Raw genomic sequence first — 25,620 nt, 5'->3', positions numbered from 1 at the left:
TATTAATGAAGAAAATCTGGCTTTCACCGCCGCATTTAAGTGGTAACGAACTGCAAAAAATACAGCAGGTATTTCAGGAAAACTGGGTGGCACCCGTGGGGCCTCAGATTAGTGAATTTGAAGCTAAAATTTCTTCATGTTTAGAAAGTAAGGATCATCACGTCGTAGCCCTTAATTCGGGAACTTCAGCCTTACATTTAGCTTTAAAATTATTTAATATTGGTAAAGATGATGTGGTGATTTGCCAAAGCCTGAGCTTTGCGGCTTCCGTAAATCCGGTGTTGTATGAAGGTGCATGTCCCATTTTTGTAGATAGCGAAAAGGAAACCTATAATTTATCGCCTTATTTTTTGGAAGAAGCCATTAAATCCCAAATTAAAAAGGGAAAGAAACCTAAAGCGATCATTGTGGTCCATATCTACGGAATGCCTTATAAAGTGGACGAAATTCATCGAATTTCGGCTGAATATGAAATCCCAATTATAGAAGACGCGGCGGAAGCTTTGGGAAGCAGGTATAAAAATAGGCCGTGTGGTAGTTTTGGCGATTTGGCGGTGTTTTCTTTTAATGGAAATAAAATTATTACCACCTCGGCCGGCGGCGCTTTAGTTTGCCAGGATCAAATTAAGAAAAACAAAGCTATTTTCTGGGCTACGCAGTCTAAAGAAAACGAAGATTTTTATCTGCATAAAGAAATCGGCTATAATTACCGAATGAGCAATGTTTTGGCGGCAATCGGACTTTCACAAATCGATGTTTTAGAGGAACGTGTGCAAAAGAAACGCGAAATTCAGCAATTTTATGCATCATTTTTAAATGACATAGAAGGTTGTGGAATTTTTAATGAATTTTCTTCGGAATATAAAAGCAATCACTGGTTAAGTATTTTAGAAATTGATCCTGAAAAAGCGCAAATTTCACCTTTAGAATTAATGAACAAATTAGCTGAAAGAACTATCGAAAGTCGGCGTATTTGGAAACCATTGCATACACAACCTATTTTTGCCGAATTTGATTTTTACGGAAATGGTGTTGCTGAAGAAATTTTTGAAAATGGCTTATGTTTACCATCGGGAACAGCAATGACAACTACAGAACTCGATTTTATAAAAACTGAAATTCTAAACATCTTAAAACATGGCTAAACCAGATTTTAAAACACAGATTATTTTGTTTGGTGAAGCTTCTATGCTTTTACAAGTTTCTAATTTTGCTAAGGAAAACTGGCCTAAAGCTAAGCTGTTGATTTTGGATGAAAAACGTCTTCATACTAACGAAATCGAACATTTAGATATTCAAGAAGACCAATGCACCGTAATTTACATCGAAGAAAAGCATAAAACCGATTTTGGGATTAAAGCAGCGTTTTTGGATACAGCTATTAATGCAAAAGCTGAAGTTTTTACGATTCCGCTTCAGGATTGGAAAAAAAATACCTTCAATTTTAAACAATTTCAGCTTCAGGATTTATATAAAATTGATAACGTAGCCCCCAGTAAACTTACGCAGCAACATAAAAAGTTATTGATTACCGGCGGGGCTGGTTTTATAGGTTCGGCTTTGGTAAAATATTATTCAAACTCTTTTTCAGAAATCATTATTGTAGATCAAAGTGAGTCGGCTTTATTTTATCTGGAAGAAGAAATAGGGTTTTTATATCCCAACGCGAAGATTCGAGGGTTGCTTGCAGATATTACCAACCGACAACGAATGACATCAATTTTTGAAGAATTTAAGCCAGACATCGTGATCCATGCCGCGGCATATAAGCATGTTGTTTTGTTGGAAAATGAGTTGGAAGAGGTGATAAAAAACAATATAGCAGGAACATATATTGTCTTTTATTTGGCTGAAACCTACAAAGCAGAGCAATGTATTTTATTGTCGACAGATAAAGCGGTGAATCCAAAATCGATTATGGGAACGAGTAAACTTTGGGCAGAAAAACTGTGTTTATGGTTTTCGCAGGTTTGTGATGAGACCCGTTTTAAAACCATTCGGTTTGGGAACGTTTTAGGAAGTACAGGGTCGGTATTGCCGGTTTGGGAAAAACAACTGGTTTGGAAAAAGCTTATACGCGTAAACAATCCCCAAGCGTATCGTTACTTTTTTACACTTCAGGAAGTTTTTAGTCTTACCGATTTTATTTTGGAAAGTAAAAAATCTGGTTGTGTTTTTACGATTCTTAATACCTATCCAGTCGCGTTAAAAACAATGGCTAATTTGTTTTTATATCAACGATCTGGCGAAATTATGGAGAGTAATTTAAAGCAGGGCGAGAAAGAGCAGGAGCAATTAATTGCCGAAAATGAAACGACAGTTGAACAAAACGAAGCATTTCTAATTGTTAGAAATACTGAAATTAAGGGTGATTTTCCTGAGCAGTTAAACTTATTGCTTAGCGATAAAATGCTGTTTCAGGATAAAAAAAGCATCTTTGAAAACTATAAGGTTTAGGCAAAAAGCGATTTGCTATTTTCTATCACAGGTTTTAGCATTTCAATTTCTTTCGATTTCAACTTGATATTTTGTAATTTTTCAAGGTGTTCTAAACGATGTGTATCACTACTTATATAATCGATCATTTGATTTTCGAGTAATTTAAAGGCCATTTTCTGGATTCCTTTTCCGTAGTGTTCACTAAGGGATAGCATGTTTAACTGAAAATAACAACCGCGGGTTTTTAAACTGCTGTACTTTCTTAAATCGGAAGCGTGGAAAAAACCATAACGTTCTGGATGTGCTAAGATTAAGACATGGCCCTTATTTTGGAGGGCAAAAATAATTTCTTTCAGGTTAATTGGCGGTTGTAAAAAAGACATTTCTACCAGACTAAAATTCCCTGAGATTTTCAGTAATTTTTCATCATCAATTTTATCCATGAGGGGTTGATCCATCATATACTCGGCAGCAGCCGAATTCTTAATGTGTTCTGGCTGTGCGGCTTTTAACTCCTTAAGTGCCGCGTTAATAGTATCTGGAGTGTTTGGATAATAATCGTTCATTACGTGGGGCGTATGCACAAAGCTGGTGACGCCAAACTCTTCAAATTTTTTAAGAAGCTGAAGGCTGGTTTCCACATCGGGAGATCCATCATCGATACCGGGTAAAATATGGTTATGAAAATCGGTAAATCCTTCTAAAAGGTCTACAAAAAAATACTTCTTCGCGAAGAATGAAAACATCTGATTTACTTTTGCCGAAAAGTAATATGTTTTACTTAAAAGGGCAAAAAAATATCAGTTATTATGTTTAAATATTCGCTGGTGCTGAACGATTTTTTTAAAATTAAATACTTAAATTGTTAAGTTTGGTTTTAAAATCTTAAATTTAAAATGCCCTTAATCATTTTTTGTTTATAACAGAGGGTTTTAACTCTCTATTAAAAATTATGCAAAGATCGCTTAACGTACATATTCTTCTTTTTGGCTTTATTAAAGAAAGTGAAACTATTCTAAGTGCTTTAAGGCAAGAGCCAAATCATTATATTTCACAATGCAGTGGTCTAAATTCCCTTAAGCGAATCCTTCTTGAAAATTGCGATGTGGATATATTGGTACTACAACTAAGTTATCAGGAAAATGATATCGTAGAGATTTTAAATTTTATTACAGAACAGAAAAATCTCGCCGTATTAATTGTATCCAATAGTAAAATTAGGAAACACGCTTACGATGCTTTTGGATTGGGGATCGAGGATTACATTCATGTATCTGAAGTTACTCCCGCGTCTTTAAAACGAAGCATCTATTTTGCCATAAAACGTAAAGAATATAAACAACAAATAAGTAAATCTGAGGATAATTATAAGACATTGTTTCAATCTTCACCCTTACCTATGTGGGTGTTAGATAGATATACTTTAAAATATTTGAGCGTAAATCAGGCGGCTATCGATCATTATGGATATAGTAAACAAGAGTTCCTAAAAATGAAAGCCAGTGATTTATGGGCACCGGAAGAAAAAGAAAGGATAAAATTTTTGATAAAAGAATTTGCCGATGATTTTTTGCACGATACCATGTGTTACGTTAAGAAAGATGGTACCGAGATTAAAGTGAATTTTTATAGCTCTCCCATTAATTACGATAATATAGAGGCCCGGTTAACTATTGCTGAAGATGTAACAGAGAATCTTAAGATAAGACAAGCCTTAAAGGATAGTGAAGAGCGCTTTAAATCTTTAGTGCAGGAAGGTGGAGATTTAATAGCCATTTTAGATGCAGATTTTAATTATAATTATATAAGTCCCAGTGTAGAAAACATCTTAAGATTAAAACCAAGACAACTAAAGCAGCAAAACTTTTTTGATAGTATACATCCAGAAGATCAAAAATATTTAAAATCGATAGTAAGATCAATAAAGCATACTGAAAATAATAAAATAGGCCTTCCTTTTTATAGAGTTAAAGATGGTATGGGATATTGGCGGTATATGGAGACGAAATTGTCCAACTTAATGGATTATGCACCTATTAAAGGGATTGTTATTAATAGTAGGGATGTAACTGATTTGGTGGAGCAGAGAAATCGTTTGTCTGAGAGTTTATCGCGATACGAAATAGTTTCTGAGGCAACAAGTGATATTATAACCGATTTAGACCTAAATGACAATACCGTTACAATTTCAAAAGGTTTTTATAAAGTATGTGGTTATGACCCTGGTAAAATAGAAAAAAAGGATTTTAAAAAATGGTGGTATCAACATATTCATGATAGCGAAAGAAAATGTATTAAGAAAAAAGTTGAAAAAACACTTAAGGAAGGAGGAAAATCTTTTCAGCTAGAATATAGATTTTTATGTGCAGATGGAAGCTATAAAACTTTTTTAGATCGAAATTATGTACTTTATGATAAAAAAAACAAAGCACAACGAATAATAGGCTCTAAACAGGATATTACCCAGCAAAAGGAATATATTAAACAAATAGAAAACAGAAATCAGAAATTAGAAGAAATTGCCTGGGAGCAATCTCACATGGTAAGAGGACCTTTAGCCAAAATTATGGGACTGGTTGAATTATTAAAGTATACTGAAAATAATCCTAAAGAAACTAAAGATTTATTAGAAAATATATTAAATTCCGCCGAGGATTTAGATGCTGTGATAAGAAACATAGCACAAAAGACATATTATAAATAGATTTATACAGCCCTAAGTCTATGTAGAACATTAATCTTAACCTACATTATGTTAGAAGTCATTTTGGTAGATGATGATGATATTGTTTTAATGATGCAACAAAAAATGATTTGTAGATGTGAAATTTCATCTGAGCCTGTCATTTTTAAAAGTGCTCTTGAAACTTTAGAGTATTTAAATACACCCGATAATTTAAATGATAAAAAGAAGGAGTATCTTATCCTTCTTGATATTAACATGCCTATAATGTCGGGATGGCAATTTTTAGATAAGATTAAAGAGCATCCTTTGCACGACCAAATTCATGTGATTATGGTTACTTCATCTATAGATCAAAAAGACCGAATAAGAGCTAAAAAGTACCAGCGAGTTATTGATTACATAGAAAAACCTGTAACCTTAAAACATTGCGAGTCACTAAAACAGCTAAAGCCTATTAACGTATTTTTTTAGGGATAGTTATACTTTTTTCTAAAGGATGTGCCTCTTCAATTTTTTCATGCGCCCATAACTCGTCTTCACGATCTAATTCTAATTCTTGCTGTACCCATTCAGCCCTAGGTTCGTAATTTAATTTTATATACATAGGGAAGTGATCGCTACCAATACTTTTTTCCCTGGCAATCTCAATTAAAGTAAAATCTTTAGAGTGAAAAACATGGTCTAATGGCCAGCGAAAAAAGCGATAGCCAGCATGAAAGGTATTAAAAAAGCCTCTTCCTATTCGTGGATCCATTAATCCGCTCATTTGTTGGAAAAGTTTTGTCGTTCTGGACCATGCTACATCATTAAGATCACCAAAAACCAGTACTTTGCGATCTTCTGGTGATAAATCCCTTCCCAGCATTAAAATTTCAGCATCCCGGTTAGTCGAGGTATAACTTTCAGTAGGACTTGGAGGCATAGGATGTAAACAGTGAATCTTTAATTTAGTACCATTTCTAAGCTTTACATAACCATGAATCGACGGGATGTCTTCCTGAACAAGATAATGAACGTCGGCATCTATTAACTCTAGTTTAGAATACAAGTGCATTCCGTAAAGATTGTCTAAGGGGACTTTTACGGTATATTTATAATCGCCTTCAATTTCTGCTAATTTCTTTTCCCAGCGTTTATCGGTTTCTAAGGTTAGAAGGATATCTGGTTGTCTCTTTTTAACCAGAGCAATTAATTTTTCAGGATGCTTATTTGGGGTTAAAACATTGCTTACCAGAATAGAAATAGTATCATTTTCTTCTTTCCCTTTAAATTTAATTACCTGTTTTTTGGCAAGTATAGTGTATGGGAATATTTTAACACATTGATAAATTAAACTTAAGGAGAGAAGAATTGTCGCTGCATAATGCCATGTTTCAGAAAAATCATATACAAAAAAGCATAATATCAGCGTAATAATGATGCATACCGAAATTTGTATTCTGGGAAAGTCGAATCCCCTAATCCACCATTGATCAAAGCGTGTAATAGAGGCTAAAGTTGGAATTAAAAAAATAAAATTAAGGCAAAGTGTAATAATTTCAGCGCTATCCATGCTGATGCTCGTTTTATATTGGAAATTTTTCGATCAATTTCGTTTCAAATCTCTGATTATTCAAGAAAATTTGAAAGCATTTAAGAAAAGAATAACGTAAAGTCAGCAATTTTAATCGATAATCGAGACTAAATGCTCCGGTCCCGTTCCGATAGCCATCGGGATGTCTCGAAATAAAATGATTTCCAAACTAATGCCTCATGTGCCTGTACTGAGGGAGTTTACTGGAAAGCCAAAAAATAAACTCTTCATTTCTAAAAGTTATGAAATGTTGAATTTTAATTCTATTGAAAAAAGCTTAATTTTAAAGTATGAAGAAGAAAGATAAAATGAAGGAAAAGGGGTTTGTCTTCAAGAGATATGAAGAGCCGAATACAAGTCCTTTTGAAAAACTCTTTGAGATTTTTAAAGAATTGATCACGCACACTTCGGGTGATTTAGATGAAGCGCTAGACTGGTTACGCCAGTTAGATGAAGAATATCAACTTACCACGCCAGATTATACGATCGAAGATTTTATTGAAGACCTTAAGCAAAAAGGCTACATAAAAGAAGAAATAGATCCAGATGGTGACGGTGAAGGAGATGGTTCTGGTAGTTTAAAGATCACTGCCAAGACCGAAAGAGCGATACGCCAGCAGGCGCTAGACCAGATCTTTGGTAAGATGCGGAAAGGAACCTCGGGTAATCACCGTACAAGCCATATTGGCCGTGGCGATGAGCATACCGGCGATTTTAGGGATTACCAGTTTGGAGATTCTTTAGACCGAATTTCGATGACCGAAAGCTTACGAAATGCCCAGATCAATCACGGTATAGGTGATTTTAATATGACGCATGATGATTTGGTAGTCGAGGAAACTCATTATAAATCCCAAATGAGTACCGTTTTAATGATCGATCTTAGTCACAGTATGATTCTTTATGGGGAAGATCGCATTACTCCAGCAAAAAAAGTAGCGATGGCCTTGGCCGAATTAATAACTACGCGTTATCCCAAAGATACTTTAGATATCATTGTTTTTGGAAATGATGCCTGGCCGGTTTCTATTTCAGATCTACCGTATTTAAAAGTTGGTCCTTACCATACCAATACCGTGGATGGATTAAAACTAGCTATGGATATTTTGCGTAGAAAGCGAAATACCAATAAGCAAATCTTTATGATTACCGATGGGAAACCAAGCTGTATTAGGGAACGTGATGGCAGTTACTACAAAAACAGTATGGGCTTAGATCCATATATCGTAGATAAATGCTATAATATGGCGCAGCAGGCACGTAAACTTCAAATTCCCATTACTACGTTTATGATCGCACAAGACCCTTATCTAATGCAATTTATAAGGGAATTTACGCAGGCAAATCAGGGAAAAGCATTTTATACCGGCCTTAAAGGACTTGGGGAAATGATCTTTGAAGATTACGAAACGAACAGAAAAAAAAGAATTAGAGGCTAAAAGAAAAAGAAGATATGAATATTGAAAAAATGAAAACCCTTGGAGACCTCAAATCTTCAGGATATAAAAGTAAAGGCATAAAAGATGAGCTTCGTGATAATTTAATTGAAAAAATTAAGAAGAATGAAGCCTCATTCACCGGAATTCATGGTTACGATGATACGGTGATCCCCGAACTAGAACGCGCGATATTATCAAAACATAATATCAATTTATTAGGATTACGTGGGCAGGCAAAAACAAGGTTAGCACGTTTAATGCTAAATCTTCTAGATGAATATATCCCGGCGGTGGAAGGTTCAGAAATTAGTGACGATCCATTTAATCCCATTTCGCGTTATGCAAAAGAACTAATAGCTGAGAAAGGCGATAAAACGCCAATTACGTGGATTCATCGTAATGAACGATTTTTTGAAAAGCTCGCCACACCAGACGTTACGGTAGCCGATTTAATTGGGGATGTAGATCCTATTAAAGCGGCTAATTTAAAATTAAGTTATGCAGACGATCGTGTGATTCATTTTGGGATGATCCCCCGTGCTAACCGTAGTATTTTTGTTATTAATGAGTTGCCCGATTTACAGGCCAGAATTCAGGTGGCGCTGTTCAATATCCTTCAGGAGGGCGATATTCAGATTCGTGGTTTTAAATTAAGATTGCCTTTAGATATGCAATTTGTATTTACAGCAAACCCCGAAGACTACACCAACCGTGGTAGCATTGTAACTCCGCTTAAAGATAGGATTGGCTCGCAAATTTTAACGCATTATCCTGAAACAATAGAGATTGCCAAGACCATCACGCAGCAGGAAGCGAAGTTAGATTCCAGACAAACCGAAATGGTGTATGTCCCAGAATTAGCGAAAGACCTGCTGGAACAAATTGGTTTTGAAGCCCGAGAAAGTGAATTTATAGATGAGAAAAGTGGAATTAGTGCCAGAATGAGTATTACCGCTTATGAAAATCTTTTAAGTGCGGCAGAGCGCAGAACCTTAAAAAACGGAGAAGATAAAACCTTGCTAAGATTTGGCGATTTTATGGGGGTTATTCCTTCAATAACAGGTAAAGTAGAACTGGTGTACGAAGGAGAGCAGGAAGGAGCCGCCGTTGTTGCAACGCAATTACTGGGGGATGCGGTAAAAACCTTATTCCCTGACTATTTCCCTAAGATCGAAAAATTACAACGCCCAGATGAGAAAACACCGTATGATGATTTGGTGGAGTGGTTTTTTGAACAAACCGGATTTGAACTTCCAGACGATCTTACCGATGAGGAATACAAGAAAAAACTGGATGAGGTAGAACCATTAAATGAACTGATCAAAAAATATCAGCCAGAAATGGACAAAATCGATACCTATTTTCTAAAAGAATTTTTACTTTGGGGATTGGTAGAATTCAAGAAACTAAGCAAGCAACGATACACCAAAGGGATTCAGTTTAATGACCTCTACGGAAGTTATATTAGCGGACTATAATTTTTCTATTGAAATAAAACGAATAAAAGCCCGATTTTACTAAAAATCGGGCTTTCGTTTTTCATAAATTATGAAAATCTCATATTTTTTCAGTAAATGTGGATTTTTAATTTTTTATATCTTCTTATTTCTATACTTTTATCACATCTTTTAAGGAAAGCAATGAAGAGTATTAAAATAAATAGCGATTCTACCATTACTTCTACAACAGGAGTTGCTATTTCTATTATTATTACTCGTACAATTATTACCCCTTTGGGGTAGTATGTATATAATTTTCCGTCCGCACTCACACACGTTTTACAACGAACTCAAAACTATTTATTACAAACTATTTAAATTATTCTTATGAATATTCTAAAATTCGGAGGATCTTCTTTGGCCTCTCCGGAGCGAATCAAACTTGTAGCCGAAACTGTAAAAAAGCATGTGCAACAAGATAAAACCATTGCTGTATTTTCAGCGTTTGGTGGGGTAACCAACGATCTTTTAAAAATGGCAGCATTGGCGGCTAAAGAAGATTTAGCCTATAAAGAAATTCTGGCTCAAAACGAGAAAAGACACCTTGATGCGGTAAAAGAACTTATTCCCGTTCAAAATCAAAGTGGGGTTTTAAGCAAGGTGAAAACCGAGTTTAATAGACTGGAAACCTTGTATGAAGGTGTTTATTTGCTTAACGAGTTATCCAATAAAACAAAACACGTAGTGTCTAGTTTTGGAGAAATATTATCCTCTTTAATTATTGCGGAGTATTTTAAAAGTCTGGCCACAGATGCGCTTTTAATCGATTCTAGAGAATTGATTGTTTGTAAGAATAATAACGAGAAAATTCAGTTGAATTATGAACTGACCAATAAAAACATTGTTCAGTATTTTAAAGAAAATGATGCCAGTCTTTTTGTGGCTCCCGGCTTTGTAGCTAAAAATGAGCAGGGCGTGCCAAGTACATTAGGACGAGGTGGTAGTGATTTTACCGCGGCCATTTTTGGTGGCGCTTTAGATGTGGCCAAAGTGATTATTTATACCGATGTAAACGGAATGTACACCGCTAATCCAAATGTGGTGCATCAGGCCTATCCGCTTAAGAATATTTCCTATCAGGAAGCGATGGAATTATCGCATTTTGGTGCCAAAGTTTTATATCCGCCAACCTTACAACCGCTTTTGGATAAAGGAATTCAAATTCATATCAAAAATACATTTTCACCAGATGATGCAGGAACCTTAATTTCAAAATCCAGTAAAGAAAACTTTAGATGGGTAACCGGGATCACGCATATCGATGATATAAAATTGCTGAATATTGAAGGTAGCGGAATGGTAGGAATTCCCGGTTTTTCAAAACGATTTTTTGAAACCTTGTATCAGGAGAATATCAATGTCGTGTTGATCACTCAGGCTTCTTCAGAGCATAGTATTTGTGTGGCGGTAAAAGGTGACGAAGCTCAGGCCGCAAAAGAAGCTTTAGATGAAGCTTTTGCCGTAGAAATCGATTACCAGAAAATAAAACCGGTAGAGATTGAAGGTAATGTGGCGATCATTGCTTTAGTGGGAGATCGTATGAAGAGTCATCACGGACTAAGTGGTAAAATGTTTAGTGCATTAGGAAATAATAATATTAATATTAGAGCGATTGCTCAGGGATCTTCAGAGCGTAATATCTCGGCGGTGATTGCTAAAAAAGATATCAATAAAGCATTAAATACGCTACATGAACAGTTTTTTGAAGTACCTTCTAAAGAACTCAACCTTTTTATCACCGGAGTTGGAAATGTGGGTAGCAAACTGTTATCACAATTAGAAAAGCAGGAAAAATATCTGCTGGAAAAATTGAGGCTTAAAGTTCGTGTGCTAGGATTATCAAATTCCAGAACTATGGTTTTTGATGAAAACGGACTGGATTTAAGCAAGTGGCAGGAATTATTAGATGGTGGCGAAAAAGCCAGTAAGCATAACTTTTTTAATAAAGTAAAAGAATTCAATTTGCGTAACAGCATTTTTGTAGATAACACCGCCAGTGCCGAAATTTCAAAATGGTATAAAGAATATCTTGCAAATTCGATTGCTGTGGTGACCTGTAATAAAATTGCTGCTGCCGATGATTTGGTGAATTACCAGCACTTACAACAATTGTCCAGGGAATACGGAGCATCATTCCTTTATGAAACCAATGTTGGTGCAGGATTGCCCATTATCGATACGCTTAAAAATTTAATAGCCTCAGGAGATAGAATCCATAAGATCCAGGCAGTACTTTCGGGTAGTTTAAATTTTGTATTTAATACCTATAATGCGACCGAGCCATTTTACAAAACCGTAGAACAGGCGATGGAAGAAGGCTATACGGAACCCGATCCTAAAATCGATTTAAGCGGAGTAGATGTAGCGCGTAAGATATTGATCTTAGCCCGTGAAAGCGGACTAAAAATGGAGCTTAGTGATATCGAGAATAAAAGTTTCCTTTCTGAAGAAAGCCTGAATACCGAGAACAACGAAGATTTCTTCAAATTACTTCAGGAAGATGAAGGCAAATTCAAAGAGATCTACGAAGATGCGGCTAAAGACAATGCGCAGCTAAAATATGTAGCACAGCTGGAAGATGGTAAAGCTTCTGTAGGATTACAAAAAGTAGGAGCAGAGCATCCTTTTTATAATCTTAGTGGTAGCGATAATATCGTATTGTTCTTTACAGATCGTTACAGTGTACAACCACTAATCGTAAAAGGAGCAGGTGCGGGAGCCGATGTTACGGCTTCGGGAATATTTGCTGATGTGATACGAATAGGTAAAAAATAACGATGGAAGAAATAAAAGTTTTTGCACCGGCAACGGTAGCCAATCTTTCCTGCGGTTTCGATGTGTTGGGGTGCTGTCTGGATAATGTGGGGGACCAGATGATCATTAAAAAAAATGATCTTAACCAACTTCGAATCACCAAACTGGAAGGGCAGGATCTTCCAATGGAAGTCGATCAAAACGTAGCGGGGGTAGCGGTAAAAGCCATGCTCGAAAAACTACAATCTAACGAAGGTTTTGATATCGAGATTTATAAAAAAATAAAAGCAGGAAGCGGAATTGGCAGTAGTGCTGCCAGTTCTGCCGGTGCTGTTTTTGCTGTAAATAAGCTCTTAGGATCTCCACTAAAAAATGTAGAATTATTACCTTTTGCGATGGAAGGTGAACGTTTGGCCAGCGGTAATGCGCATGCCGATAATGTGGCACCCGCTTTACTTGGGGGCTTTACACTGGTAAAAAGTTATGAGCCTCTAGAGGTTTTATCTTTGCCATCTCCCGAAGAATTGAATGTGGTGATTCTTCATCCTCAAATCGAGGTGAAAACCAAAGATTCACGTGCAATTATAAAGCGTAATATTAGTCTTGATAAAGCGGTGAGCCAATGGGGAAATCTTGGTGCGTTGGTAAGCGCCTTATATATCAACGATTATGATTTGTTGGGCAGAAGCCTTAAAGACGAAATTGTAGAGCCTATCCGTTCCATATTAATACCATATTTCGATGAAATTAAGGAGATTTCTTTGGAAAGCGGAGCACTGGGATTTGGTATTTCGGGTTCGGGGCCATCGGTTTATGCGATGTGTCGTGGTGAAGAAAGGGCTGAAAAGGTAAAAGCCAGTATTGCTGAATTTATGGAAAAACAAAGTATAACTTACGATCTTCATTTATCAAAAATCAATCCTGAAGGGGTAAAAATATTATAGAAAAATGAACTATTTTAGTCTGAATAATAAAAATCATTCTTCCAGCTTCGAGAATGCCGTAATTAGAGGTCTGGCTCCAGATAAAGGATTATATTTTCCTGAACATATCGAAAAGTTACCAGATTCTTTTTTTTCAGCATTACCAAATATGCCGCAGACTGAAGTCGCTTACCAGGCGATTAAGCAATTTGTTGGTGATGAGATCCCTGAAGCCGAACTTAAAAAAATTATCGCCCAAACTTTAGATTTTGAATTTCCGGTGGTGCATGTGAAAGACAATGTGTACACTTTGGAGCTTTTCCACGGCCCAACTTTGGCGTTTAAAGATGTTGGCGCACGTTTTATGGCAGGTAGCCTGGGGTATTTTATCACCAAAAACGAAGTTGGTAAAGTAACCGTGCTTGTAGCCACTTCAGGAGATACCGGTGGGGCAGTAGCCAACGGATTTTTAGGAGTAGAAGGGATCGATGTGGTGATTTTATATCCTAAAGGAAAAGTGAGTAAAATTCAGGAAAAGCAATTAACCACCCTTGGTGAAAATGTAACCGCTTTAGAAATTGATGGTGCTTTTGACCAATGTCAGGATATGGTAAAACAGGCATTTTTAGATGAAGAAATTCAGTCGAAACGACAGTTAACTTCAGCAAATTCTATTAATGTAGCCAGATGGCTTCCGCAGATGTTTTATTACTTTTTAGCGTATCGCCAGTTAGCTTCCGAAGGAAAAAATATTGTTTTCTCGGTACCGAGTGGAAATTTTGGGAATGTTTGTGCCGGGATGGTCGCTAAGGAATTAGGACTGCCCATAAAGCATTTTATTGCTTCAAACAATGCTAATAGGACGATTACCGATTATCTGGAAACAGGAACGTATGAGCCACGTCCAAGCGTTTCGACAATTTCGAATGCGATGGATATTGGGAATCCCAGTAATTTTGTGCGAATCTTACAGCTTTTCCAAAATGAGTATGGTAATGTAAAAGAAAATCTTACCAGCTTTAGTTATGATGATGAGGTAACTAAGGAAGCGATGCAAGAAGTTTATAATGAAACCGGTTATGTAATGGACCCGCATGGTGCGGTGGGATACTTGGGACTTCAGGAGTATTTTAAAGATCATCCTAATGAAGTTGGTGCATTTTTGGAAACCGCACATCCCTGTAAATTCCGGGAAACGGTAGAAGACGCCATTGGTAAACAGATCGATATTCCAGATTCCATAAAAGAAGTTTTGGAAAAAGAAAAGAAAGCTATTTCGATTAAAGATTATGCTGATCTAAAAGCCTTTTTATTAAGCTAGTAATCAATTTAATTTTGAAATTATAAAAAGAGGCTGTCTAAAAATACCTCAAAACGTCATTCTGAACTTGTTTCAGAATCTCATCTCATTGATTTAAAAATCATTATGAGAACCTGAAACAAGTTCAGGTTGACTAAAATGGAGTTTTTAGACAGCCTTTTTGTTATGATCAAAAGGGGGGAGTTTTTAGTACTTTGCTGAAGCACCTTCAGCAGGTAAACTATTTTTAATGAACTCACGAATATCTTCGTTTGCCGTTTCAAGATCAGCTTTTCTAAGGTACATCATGTGCCCGCTTTCATAGCCTTTAAAAGATAGTCGGTCTTTCATTTTTCCACTAGGGTCTAATTGCCACATCGAGTATTTGGCATTAAAATAGGTACAGGCACCATCAAAATATCCCGATTGGATCATTACATCCAGATTGGGATTTTGCGCCATGGCCTGTCTTAAATTTTCACCGCTATTATCACGGCTGCGATCCCATGGATGAACCGGACCAAACATAAAGTATTTAAGATCGGTTTTAAAATTAAGATCCTCTCTTAAGTAATAATTAATTGCAGGAGTAAAAGAATGTAACCAGGAGGTTAATTCAGCATTATAATCTGGGTATTCACCGGCATCTTTACGATCGATCCCTAAATAGCGAGAATCTAATCGGCCTACCGTAAAACCATCTTCACGTTTTAGTTCTTTCCAGAAAGCACTAATTGGTAACTCTAAATTATTCTGAAGATATACGTTCTTATCTATACTAGAATAGTATTCCATTTTTTGGGCTACGGTATTTTGAACAGCTTTAGAAGCATATCCACCTTTAACCAGTACCGGCAGTAATTCGTTAATGCTGTAAGCTTCTACTTCATCCAAAAGATCGGTTAACGATTTATTTTGTAATTCTTGCGGAAGTAATTTATGATACCATGCAGTAGCCGCGAAATAAGGTAATCGGTTAGCTACTTCAACAGGACCTTCACGGTCTATGCCTAATTCGGTTGGGGAAACAAGGATCACCCCGTTTAAATACATCCACTGGCTGTTTTGAAGTTCTAAAGCCAAACCACTAACTCGGGTAGTTCCGTAGCTTTCTCCAATTAAATATTTAGGTGATAACCATCGATTTTCGCGAGTAACAAAGGTATTTAACCATTCTGCTAAATAACTAATATCCTGATTAACACCAAAGAATTTACTTTTGTCAACTTTTCCTTCAGCATCAGGAATAGGTCTGGAATAGCCGGTATTTACAGGATTTACATAAACAATATCGGCAACATCTAAAATCGAATATGGATTTTCTTTAATTCCATAAGGTTGTACAGGATATCCTTCATCATCAATTTTCAGGATTCTAGGACCGGTGTACGCAATATGCATCCAAACCGAAGCAGAACCGGGACCTCCATTAAAAGAAATCACCAAAGGTCGATTTTCGGTATTCTTAATATCGCTTCTTTTGTAATACGTATAGTACAAACTGGCAATAGGATTCCCTTGTTCGTCCCAAACGGGTTGCATTCCGGTTTGGGCTATATAATTTATATTTTTACCTTTTATGGTGACCGAATGATTGGTGACCACAGTGGTATCTACAGGAACTTTTACCTTTTGGGCAAAAGAAGCCATAGCCAAAAGCGAGAAAAAGAGGGTGTAAATTTTCTTCATTAGTGATTAAATTGTTAGGGTTAAAGCTGAAAAATACTGCTATTTCTCATTTTGTACAAAAACAAGTTGTAAATTATACAAAATAGCCTTTAAAATAAAAAAGCGTAAGATATGGATTTGAACAAGTTTTTTAATTTATATCTTACGGCTTCTCCTATTTATAGTAGAGGGTGATTTTCTATTTCTTATTATTAAGGTTGTTATCCTTAAAAATGATAACATAACTTAGCCAGATGCCTAAAAATGCAGCCAGAATAAAAAATAAGATGGCAAAACCAGGATAACCAAAGATGATAAAATCGGTAGGGATTTGCATTAGCATCGATGCGCCCATGATCATTGCGGCAATGATAATTCCTAAAGTAATCCTGTTGGCTATTTTTTGAAAACCATCGGTAAGGCGTTCTTCATCTAAGGCCTCGATATTTACCTTAAATTTATTTTCAGCAAGATTATCGGTAATTTTATTTAGACGCTCTGGAATATGTTCTAACAGTTTTTTAGATTCCAGCAGCATCGAGAAGAAATTTTCTGGCTTCAGCTCTTCATACATTTTCTTCTGCATGATTTTTTGAGCATGTTTTTTAATAGCGATCCTAAGATCAAATTCGGGATCTAACACGGCGATGATCTGATCCATATTCAGCAATATTTTTCCCAGAATGTTCACTTCAACGGGCATGTGGATTCCGGTTTCGGCAGCCAAGCGATTTAACTGAATAAGCAATCTTCCCGTTTGTAATTCTCTTGCAGGGCTATTTTCACTTTCCATAATAATATCACTAATTATTTTATTGAAAGTAGTCAGGTCGCTGTCCTCATCGGTTTCGCTCATATTGATAATGATATGGGCTGTTTCTGGGCCGTTATTGTTACTTATGGCAATTAAAAGCTGAAGCAGACATTCCTGCATGTGGCTGGTAAATTTGGCTACCATTCCCAGATCGATAAGGGCTATTTTGCTGTCTTTTGTAAACTGAATATTCCCGGGATGAGGATCTGCATGTACAAATCCGTCATTAATAATCTGTTGTAAATAGGCTTCCACCAGTTGATCGACCATTGGGGCGTAATCAACTTCTATTTGTTTAAGCGGGGAGAGGGAAGTTATTTTCTTTCCGTCAATAAAATCCATTGTTAACACCCGGCTTCCGCAGTAATCGGGAATAGGTTCAGGAACAATTAAATAGTTGTACGGCAGTAGGTTTTCCCTAAGCGTAATAAGGTTTTGTTGTTCTTTAAAATAATCCAGCTCGTTTAATAAAATACGTCGTAATTCGGCTAAAACGGTATCTATGGCATACTTTTTTGCAATTTTAGAATGTTTAACCGCAAGTTCTGCCATTTCCTGAAGGGTATCCATATCATCCAAAAACTTACGTTTAATGCCTGGCCGTTGAATTTTTACGGCTACCGGTCTTCCGCTTCTTAAGGTGGCATAATGAACCTGGCCAATAGAGGCACTGGCTATTGGTTTTTCTTCAAACGTAGTAAAAGCTTTAGAAATTCGGGTTCCCAGATCTTCCTCTACAATTTGGTGAACTTCTTCGTAGGGAATTGGAGGAACATCGTCCTGTAAAGTCGCCAGTTTTTTAAGATAGGCATCAGGTAGTAAATCGGGTCTTGTAGAGAGCAACTGCCCTAATTTAATATAGGTAGGCCCCATATTTTTTAAGTCTTCTACAAGCTCTTCAGGAGAACGATCAAAACTGTCCTGATCTATATTTTTACTGGAGGCATCATCAAAAGCGTTGGCGGTAGTTTTTTTAAAGAGATCACTGTTGCCATACTTCAGCATAAAACTGAAAAATTTATGATATCGTGTAAAATTGTCGGATAGTTTAGACATTGATTGTTTGCTTAGATTGTGAAGCAAATTACAATTCTTTAGTCTTTTAGCCGAGCATCTTAGCTTAGTTTTAGCACTTTAAGCAAAAACACTAGCATTTCTGCAAAGGGCATGTAAACTTCTTAAAAAATGTAAGGTGAAATTGTATAAAATAATCCCTTGTTTTTATTGTTTTAGACTGTTAGCAAATTATTTAGGTGATTAATGTTTGAGGGATTTCCAAAGACATAAATAAGGTCACCGCGTTTAATTTTGGTTTGCGGTGTAATTTCGGTTAAATATTTGGTGTCTCTTTTTATCGCTAAGACGGTAACACCATAATTTTTAGCCATTCCCGAATCTTCCAGACTTTTCCCAACAATATTTTTATCTTTATACTGAACGCTAAGCGTGGCAATCTCTTTATTTGGAATGTTTAGATGATGTAACGCGGGGTTATGGGGCTTATTTTTTAAACGTGTAAGCATTTCGTAATCTGCTGATCGAATACTACTGGTAAATTCAACAATCTCGTCATAAGGCACCAGATATTTTTTAAGCACCCGGGTAAAAATTTCTATAGAAGTTTCAAAGTCGGCCGGGATCACTTCATCTGCGCCCACACGTAAATTTTCTTCAATTTCTTTAACCTGCCGTGTTCTCACAATGATGAATGCCGTTTGTGTAAATAACCGAATGGTACTTATAATTTTTTTAGTTGCCGCAGCATCAGAAATGGCGATGACCACTACACGAGCTTCCTGAATATGAATATGCTTTAGAATTAACGAATTTGTCGCATCTCCAAAAACAATAGGTTCCTTATTCTTTTTTGCATTGCTAAAAGAATCTGGATCTATATCTACCACTACATAAGGAATATCGGCACTACGGGCCGCTTTTGCGATATTTTCTCCGTTAGTTCCATAGCCGATAATCACAATATGATCGCTTAAATTTTCTTCGGAAAACTGCTCTTCAGCATTTGTATTCTTTTTGATGTTCGATAAACGATGTCTTACTGCTGAAGGGATTGGTGCTTTAAGAATGGCATAGGTAAGCTTTGAAGAATTCATAATTAAAAATGGAGTAAGTGCCATACTTAAGATCGATATTGCAAGAAAATACTGGTAAATATTTTCGGGCAATAAACCATTATCCAGACCTACACCCGATAGTAATAAGGAAAATTCCCCTACCTGAAATAAACTAAACAGGGTGATAAAAACAGTTCTTGGTTTATATTTTAGTATTAAAACGGTAATTCCTATCACCATCATTTTTAGTAAAACAACCCCAAGCACCAGTAAAAGAATATAGCCGATATTGTCGAAAAAGAAGCCTAAATCTAAAAGGGTCCCTACAGAGATAAAAAAGAAACTGATAAAGATTTCACGAAAAGGCAGCACATTTGCAGTGGCCTGGTGACTGTAATCTGATTCAGAAATAATGAGTCCGGCGAAAAATGCACCTAATGCTAAAGAAAGCCCTACAGAACTGGTAAGCCAGGCAATAGCAAAGCAAAAAACAACCACGGTAAGAATAAAAAGTTCCTGATTTTTAGTTTTTACTACCCATCCCAGCACTTTAGGCACTACATAACGGGCAAGTAGTAAAATTACGACTAAAACCAGCGCAATTTTACCAATCAAAATACCAACCGTCATTAAAATATTATCGGCTTTTCCCGCTAATATGGGGGTAAGTAGCATCATAGGTACGACCACAATATCCTGAAATATCAAAATCCCAATGCTTATCCTACCATGTGGAGAAGTGATTTCACCACGTTGCTGAAAGAGCTTCAGTACAATTGCCGTACTACTTAAAGAAAACAGAAATCCCAGAAAAACCGAGGTGTTTAAAGGAAGTCCTAATAGTTGTGCCGCCAGCGTAGTAAATAAAATGGTGCCGCCAACCTGCAAACCTCCACCAATAAAAATAGTGTTTTTAATGGCAGCCAGACCTTTTAATGAAAGTTCAATCCCGATCACAAACAGCAGGAAAATAATCCCAATTTCACTTAACAGTTCAACCTCATGGCCATTGCTTATAAGGTTAAATGCATGTGGGCCGGCAATAATTCCTGCTAGTAAAAATCCTAGAATACTGGGGATTTTTATCTTTTGAATAACAAGGATTATTAATACCGATAATCCCAGAATAACAACAATATCCTGTAAGATCGGGATTTCCATAGCAGTTTTGTTTAGGTTAGTTTGGTGGTAATTTAGTTGAATTATATGGAATAAAAAAGCTACTTAAAATACTTCTTTAAACTATCTAATATCGATAATCAAAGAGTGCATTTAAGTAGCTCTTTTAAATTTTAAAGCTGAATTCTATTTTTTATTTAGAACTCTTAATTTTTAAGCCAGGCTTCTCTTAATTTTACTTTAGGACTATCTGCTGGTAAATCCATTTCGGTAATCGAAGTTTCTTCGGCTTGTGGTTGTGAAGCTTTTGCGCTTAATGTCACCTCTTCACCGTCTCTTTCTATGACCATTTCGATATCATCTCCTTCTCCCCAAGATTGTGAACCTGTAATTAACGCATATACATTTTGGATGGTATATTCAGTTCCATTAATGGTTTTGATAATATCGCCACCTTCAACTCCCAGTTTTTCAAGGAAGGTATTAAAACCAATTCCTTTTCTAAAGAAAAGCTCTCCTGAAGCGGGATCACCATCGATATAAGGTACCTGTCCGTTTAAGAAATAACTGGTGTTGACCATAATAGATTTTTCTTCTAAACCAACTTTAGCGAAAAACTCGTTATAAGGAATAGGGGTTTCTCCGGTAACATATTTATCGAAGAATGATTGAATTTCAGGATAAGTTAGCGCTACAATATCACCAATTAGATCATCATCGTTAAATGGTTTGTCTTTCCCGTATTTCTTGCTTAATTTCTTCATAAGATCAAGAATGCCCATTTTTCCATCGCTTAATTCTCTTAGGCGAATATCTAAAGCCATTCCTATTAAAGCCCCTTTTTGGTACACATTATAATAACTGTCTTTATATTCGTCTGTAAGGATATTTTCACTCATTACCGTAAACGGAACAGTATCATCAAAATTCATTGAAGAGGCGATCTTTTCAGACATACGATCGTAGAAATCCTGATTTGAAATTAGCCCCTGATTAATCTGGAAAAGATTTGCAAAATATTCGGTTACCCCTTCGTACATCCAAAGATGCTTAGACATTTTAGGATCGTTATAATCAAAATAATGAATCTCGTTAGAATGAACGCTAAGCGGTGTTACGATATGAAAGAATTCGTGGGATACCACATCTTTCATGCTTTCATCTAATTGCTCCTTTTGCATGGTCTCTGGCAGTACAACGGTGGTGCTGGTATGGTGTTCTAAGGCACCAAATCCACGGGCGTCTTTTTTCTGAAGATCTGATAAATACAGTAAAATGGCGTATTTTTCGGTATCATTAATATCTCCCAGGAATTTTTTCTGAGCAGAAATCATTTTTTCGATCCCTGGTTTTATATCTTGTGCAGAAAATTTTCCGTTAGGAGAGTATACATCTAAAAGCACCTTCATTCCCTGAACGTCAAAACTTGTTGTATCTGGTTTTGCATACATGATAGGATGGTCGGTCACCTCAAAATAACGACCAACATTGTAGGTATCTGTACTGAAGTTATCATCTGGATTTTCGTCCCTGGTAATAGCCGTTAAAGAAGTCCCTGCGATAAGATTATCTGGACGAACAATTTCTATACGATAGGGTTCTTCCTGAAGTTTACTAAAATACCCTACGAAGCCATGTAAATTCAGCATAAAATTTTGATCGGCATCGATATTGGTTCCTGCGGGTGAGAATACGTCATTTTCACCTTCAATATCATAACTATCATTTACTTCGTAACTAACTTTATCTAAAGCTTTAGCATTGCTAATTGTCCAGGTGTTATCGTCCTGGTGTGTAAAGGTTAACTCGTTACCATCGTAATCGTAGGCCTTAAAATTTTCAATAAACCTTCCGTAATTGTCGGTAGAGTAGGTACCGGGAACAGTTTTAGGAATAAAAAAGCTAATTTCTTCGGTAGTAATTTTAGCGGGATCTACAATCACTTTTACTTTGTCATCAGTAACATTAACCAGATCAATTTTTGTGATAATGGGCTGATCTTTAGAAGTTAGGTTTTGTGTTGTTTTACAAGAGTACAAGCTTGCCAGTAAGGCAGCGGCATACACTATTTTCTTCATATTGTTTTTATCTTTCTTATTGGACTATTAAAAACTGAAATAGTTACATTTTAGTATCTATTTTTATTAATTTTTAAACATTAAAAAGGGTGACAATCTTGTCACCCTTTAGTGTATTTCAATTTAAATTGAAAAATTATGCTCTTATATGCCCGTCTCCCAGCACATAGTATTTATTTGTAGTAAGCTGTTTTAAACCTAGTGGCCCTCTGTGGTGAAGCTTATCGGTACTTATAGCCAGCTCGGCACCAACACCCATTTGTCCACCATCTGTAAATCTGGTAGAAGCATTATGATAAACAGCAGCACTATCTACCTGCTCCATAAATTTAATCGCTTCATCTTTATCTTTGGTGATTATAGAAGCTGAATGCCCACCAGAGTATTTATTAATTTTTTCGATAGCAGCGTCTAATCCGTCGATACTGCCAATGACAATTTTCATCGCTAAAAACTCTTCGTACCAGGTAGATTCAGAAGGAATTTCATCTTCTTCACTAAGTACTTTTTTCACCTCTTCATCTACTAGAATGTTCACTTCATTTTCTTTGAACATTTCCTGAAGTTCTTTTAGTTTAGCTTCATAATCTGGAAGATTTACGTCTACAAGTACTTTATCTAATGCGTTACAACCAGAAATTTTATCAATTTTGGCATTTAGCATTACTTTTTTAGCGGTTTCAAAATCGGCATTTTTAGAAACATACAAGAAGTTATTCCCTCTACCACTTACAAGTACAGCACCGGTAGCATGTTCTTTTACAAAGCCAATAAGGCGTTCACCACCTCTTGGTACGATTAAATCTAATTGTACTGGTGGATTTTTAAGAAATTCCTGAGTTTCGGGGCGGCTAAGGTGTAATAGTTCGATCCAATCTGAACTTAGATCGTTCTCTTTAAGCGCCTCATGCCAGCATTCTACAAGAATCTTATTACTGTTTATGGCTTCTTTACCACCTTTTAAAAAGATCTTATTATTTGCCTTAAATGCCAATACAGCAGCTTCGATAGTAACATCTGGTCGAGATTCGTAAATAATCATGATGTTTCCAAAAGGAGCGGTTTTATTGGTAATATCCAAACCGGTATCTAATTTTCTGTGCTCGATAGTTTGACCTACAGGATCATCCTGTTCCATCACTTCTTTTACTGAGTTGATCATACCATCAACTTTTTTATCATCACAAACCAGGCGATCGTACATAGCCTGATCTCCTTCTCCAAAAGCTTCAAGATCTTTTTTGTTTTCGGTAATAATTTGTTCGCGTTTTTTATCCAAAATTTTCATCATGGATTTCAAAACATTATTTTTTTTATCGGTATCTAAAAGTATCATTTTTCTTCTTTAAGTTTTAATTCGTTAATTAAGCTATAATCGCGTCTTGAGATTATAAGATGATAAAGGTCTTTCTAGGAAGTAAACTTTGTTCCTACCGGTTTACCTCTCATAATATCAAGAATTACATTTGGTCGCTTACCATTTGCGATATAAGTAGGTATATTTTTAGCGGCGGTTTCTTTGGCGATCTTAATTTTAGATTCCATTCCGCCACGGCCTTCACCTTCACCTTTGTCAGATTGCTGAACATATTTTTCAACATTCTGGTCTACCTGAACTTTATTTAATTTTTCTGAATCGTCGTCATCTGGGTGCCCGGTGTAAAGTCCGTCAGTATCACTAAGGATAATTAGGGAGTCTGCACCAATTAATTCAGCAACAAGACTGGCCAACTCATCATTATCCGAGAACATCGACATGGTAACAGAAACAGCATCATCTTCATTCGCAATAGGAATAATTCCTTCAGAAAGTAAAGATTCATAGCAGTTAATCATATTTTCTCTATGAATTCCAGGGCTAAAGTCTCGTTTAGTGGCAAGCACCTGTGCACAACGCATTCCGTAATCGTGAAAAATACTATAGTAATGTCTCATCATTCTAGGTTGTCCTACAGAGCTAAATACCTGCCTTCTTTTTGAAGGATCCTGAATGTTGATTTCGCCAAGAATTTCTTTACCTGCAATTGCAGATCCAGAGGATACTAAAACGGTCATAATATCTTCTTCGTAAAGTTCTGATATTTGTTCTACCAAGTGTTTTAGTACCGGTCCTAAAATTCTATTGTCTTTGTTGGTCATTACATTGGTACCAACTTTTACAACGATTCTTTTTTTCTTATTTTCCATTATTATGTTTGATAGTATTAGTTAGTAGATTATTTGCCTTCTCCTAGTTCCACTGCACGATCAAATGCAGCATAAGCAGCTTCCTTAATAAGTTCTTTTACATTATTATCGTCCATAGAATCTAATGCGGCACGGGTGGTTCCTCCTTTAGAAGCAACACGTTCCATCCAGGTATCGGGTGAAAGATCATGTTGATTAAAAAGTTCAACAGCACCTTCAAACGTCTGACTTACGAGAACTCTACTGTCATTTTCAGAGAATCCCATTTTAAGTGCCGCTTCTAGCATAGATCCCATAAAATAGAATACATAAGCGGGGCCACTACCACTAATTCCTGTAGAGGCATCGATAAAGTTTTCATTTTCAACTTTAATCGATTCTCCGGTGGTGTCCAGTAGATTTCTTACCATTAAAAGTTCTACTCTAGAAACTTCTTTGGCTGCAGTATAAGAAGTTACCCCTTTACCTACCTGTGCCGGTAAATTAGGCATGGATCTAACCACTTTTTTAACTCCTAAACCATCTTGTATGGTTTTTATGGTTACTCCTGCCATAAGAGAAACAAAGATTTGCTCATCATTTACCATAGGCTTTATTTCTTCAAATAAGCCATCAATATGGTAAGGTTTTACGGCTAGAAAAACGATGTCTGCTTTAGGAAGACAATCATCTATTTTATCGAAAACATCAAAATGGTCTACTTTACTTAGGTTGGTAATCACTTCAGCAGATTTATCAAAGATCATAAGATTTCTTCGATTTAGAAGACTGCTTTTTGCCATTCCTTCGGCGTAAGTTAGTCCCATATTTCCTGCTCCAATAACTAATACTTTCATTTCTGTGTTTTTCAATTTTTCCTTGTGGCTTTACCACGATTATTTAGTTAAACTTGCTATTTAATGTTCAAAGATCATGCGAGCCAAACGACAATTTTACTTACATCATCTTTGATTGCTTTTAATATATGCTGAATTTGTTTTAACAAAATCTCAATTACGGTTAAAGAATTGTAAAAGTCTAGCGGGTGCTATTTAGAAGATAAGCACCTCCTGGAGGGGTTGGAACATGC

18 protein-coding genes are annotated in these 25,620 nt (G+C 36.2%); 9 read left to right on the top strand and 9 right to left on the bottom strand.

Going from position 1 to position 25,620, the window contains the following annotated elements; translation table 11 throughout:
• Positions 1 to 5: 5 nt before the first annotated feature.
• Complete coding sequence (locus L1967_RS11275) at positions 6 to 1,145, top strand: DegT/DnrJ/EryC1/StrS family aminotransferase (RefSeq protein WP_249601731.1); 1,140 nt, start codon at positions 6 to 8, stop codon at positions 1,143 to 1,145.
• Entirely contained in the window at positions 1,138 to 2,457 is a 1,320-nt protein-coding gene (locus L1967_RS11270; protein ID WP_249601730.1) for a polysaccharide biosynthesis protein, read from the top strand. Before L1967_RS11275 ends, L1967_RS11270 begins: the two co-directional genes overlap by 8 nt.
• Here L1967_RS11270 and L1967_RS11265 read toward each other — a convergent pair.
• On the bottom strand, positions 2,454 to 3,185 hold the full coding sequence (locus L1967_RS11265; protein WP_249601729.1) for a tyrosine-protein phosphatase: 732 nt from the start codon (positions 3,183 to 3,185) through the stop codon (positions 2,454 to 2,456). The genes L1967_RS11270 and L1967_RS11265 overlap by 4 nt on opposite strands.
• 206 nt (positions 3,186 to 3,391) lie before the next feature.
• Between L1967_RS11265 and L1967_RS11260 the strand changes: the two genes are divergently transcribed.
• Positions 3,392 to 5,143, top strand: a complete 1,752-nt coding sequence (locus L1967_RS11260) for a PAS domain S-box protein (RefSeq protein WP_249601728.1) — start codon at positions 3,392 to 3,394, stop codon at positions 5,141 to 5,143.
• Between the two features lie 48 nt (positions 5,144 to 5,191).
• A complete protein-coding gene (locus L1967_RS11255; RefSeq protein ID WP_249601727.1) occupies positions 5,192 to 5,596 on the top strand; it encodes a response regulator in 405 nt (134 codons plus the stop codon).
• Here L1967_RS11255 and L1967_RS11250 read toward each other — a convergent pair.
• On the bottom strand, positions 5,580 to 6,677 hold the full coding sequence (locus L1967_RS11250) for an endonuclease/exonuclease/phosphatase family protein (protein ID WP_249601726.1): 1,098 nt from the start codon (positions 6,675 to 6,677) through the stop codon (positions 5,580 to 5,582). The two genes, L1967_RS11255 and L1967_RS11250, sit on opposite strands and share 17 nt — an antisense overlap.
• Before the next feature lie 311 nt (positions 6,678 to 6,988).
• Between L1967_RS11250 and L1967_RS11245 the strand changes: the two genes are divergently transcribed.
• From L1967_RS11245 to thrC, 5 genes are all read left to right on the top strand, one after another.
• Complete coding sequence (locus tag L1967_RS11245; RefSeq protein WP_249601725.1) at positions 6,989 to 8,137, top strand: vWA domain-containing protein; 1,149 nt, start codon at positions 6,989 to 6,991, stop codon at positions 8,135 to 8,137.
• Positions 8,138 to 8,151: 14 nt separating this feature from the next.
• Positions 8,152 to 9,615, top strand: a complete 1,464-nt coding sequence (locus L1967_RS11240) for an AAA family ATPase (protein ID WP_249601724.1) — start codon at positions 8,152 to 8,154, stop codon at positions 9,613 to 9,615.
• A gap of 348 nt (positions 9,616 to 9,963) precedes the next feature.
• Positions 9,964 to 12,411, top strand: coding sequence for a bifunctional aspartate kinase/homoserine dehydrogenase I (gene thrA / locus L1967_RS11235; RefSeq protein ID WP_249601723.1), 2,448 nt, complete (start codon positions 9,964 to 9,966; stop codon positions 12,409 to 12,411).
• Positions 12,412 to 12,413: 2 nt separating this feature from the next.
• Positions 12,414 to 13,334 (top strand): homoserine kinase, encoded by a 921-nt coding sequence (locus tag L1967_RS11230; RefSeq protein WP_249601722.1) that lies wholly within the window; start codon positions 12,414 to 12,416, stop codon positions 13,332 to 13,334.
• Positions 13,335 to 13,338: 4 nt separating this feature from the next.
• Complete coding sequence (gene thrC, locus L1967_RS11225) at positions 13,339 to 14,634, top strand: threonine synthase (RefSeq protein WP_249601721.1); 1,296 nt, start codon at positions 13,339 to 13,341, stop codon at positions 14,632 to 14,634.
• Positions 14,635 to 14,820: 186 nt separating this feature from the next.
• On the opposite strand, the gene L1967_RS11220 is transcribed toward thrC, so the two are convergent.
• From L1967_RS11220 to proC, 7 genes are all read right to left on the bottom strand, one after another.
• Positions 14,821 to 16,302: a S10 family peptidase gene (locus L1967_RS11220; protein WP_249601720.1), complete on the bottom strand. Its 1,482-nt coding sequence runs from the start codon at positions 16,300 to 16,302 to the stop codon at positions 14,821 to 14,823.
• Positions 16,303 to 16,480: 178 nt separating this feature from the next.
• Positions 16,481 to 18,151: an ABC1 kinase family protein gene (locus tag L1967_RS11215; RefSeq protein ID WP_249601719.1), complete on the bottom strand. Its 1,671-nt coding sequence runs from the start codon at positions 18,149 to 18,151 to the stop codon at positions 16,481 to 16,483.
• Positions 18,152 to 18,324: 173 nt separating this feature from the next.
• Entirely contained in the window at positions 18,325 to 20,328 is a 2,004-nt protein-coding gene (locus tag L1967_RS11210; protein WP_249601718.1) for a monovalent cation:proton antiporter family protein, read from the bottom strand.
• A gap of 164 nt (positions 20,329 to 20,492) precedes the next feature.
• Positions 20,493 to 22,364 (bottom strand): M61 family metallopeptidase, encoded by a 1,872-nt coding sequence (locus tag L1967_RS11205; protein WP_249601717.1) that lies wholly within the window; start codon positions 22,362 to 22,364, stop codon positions 20,493 to 20,495.
• Between the two features lie 136 nt (positions 22,365 to 22,500).
• Positions 22,501 to 23,700 carry a glutamate-5-semialdehyde dehydrogenase gene (locus L1967_RS11200; protein ID WP_249601716.1) on the bottom strand — a complete coding sequence of 400 codons (1,200 nt, stop codon included), beginning with the start codon at positions 23,698 to 23,700 and terminating at the stop codon, positions 22,501 to 22,503.
• 74 nt (positions 23,701 to 23,774) lie between these two features.
• Positions 23,775 to 24,551 (bottom strand): glutamate 5-kinase, encoded by a 777-nt coding sequence (proB, locus tag L1967_RS11195; RefSeq protein WP_249601715.1) that lies wholly within the window; start codon positions 24,549 to 24,551, stop codon positions 23,775 to 23,777.
• Positions 24,552 to 24,580: 29 nt separating this feature from the next.
• Positions 24,581 to 25,387, bottom strand: coding sequence for a pyrroline-5-carboxylate reductase (gene proC, locus L1967_RS11190; RefSeq protein WP_249601714.1), 807 nt, complete (start codon positions 25,385 to 25,387; stop codon positions 24,581 to 24,583).
• Positions 25,388 to 25,620 lie beyond the last annotated feature (233 nt).

The sequence above is a fragment of the Zunongwangia pacifica genome, assembly GCF_023499215.1.
Classification (GTDB): Bacteria; Bacteroidota; Bacteroidia; order Flavobacteriales; family Flavobacteriaceae; genus Zunongwangia; species Zunongwangia pacifica.
Note: the sequence above shows the minus strand (reverse complement) of the source record. Positions and strands in the feature narration are given on the sequence as shown.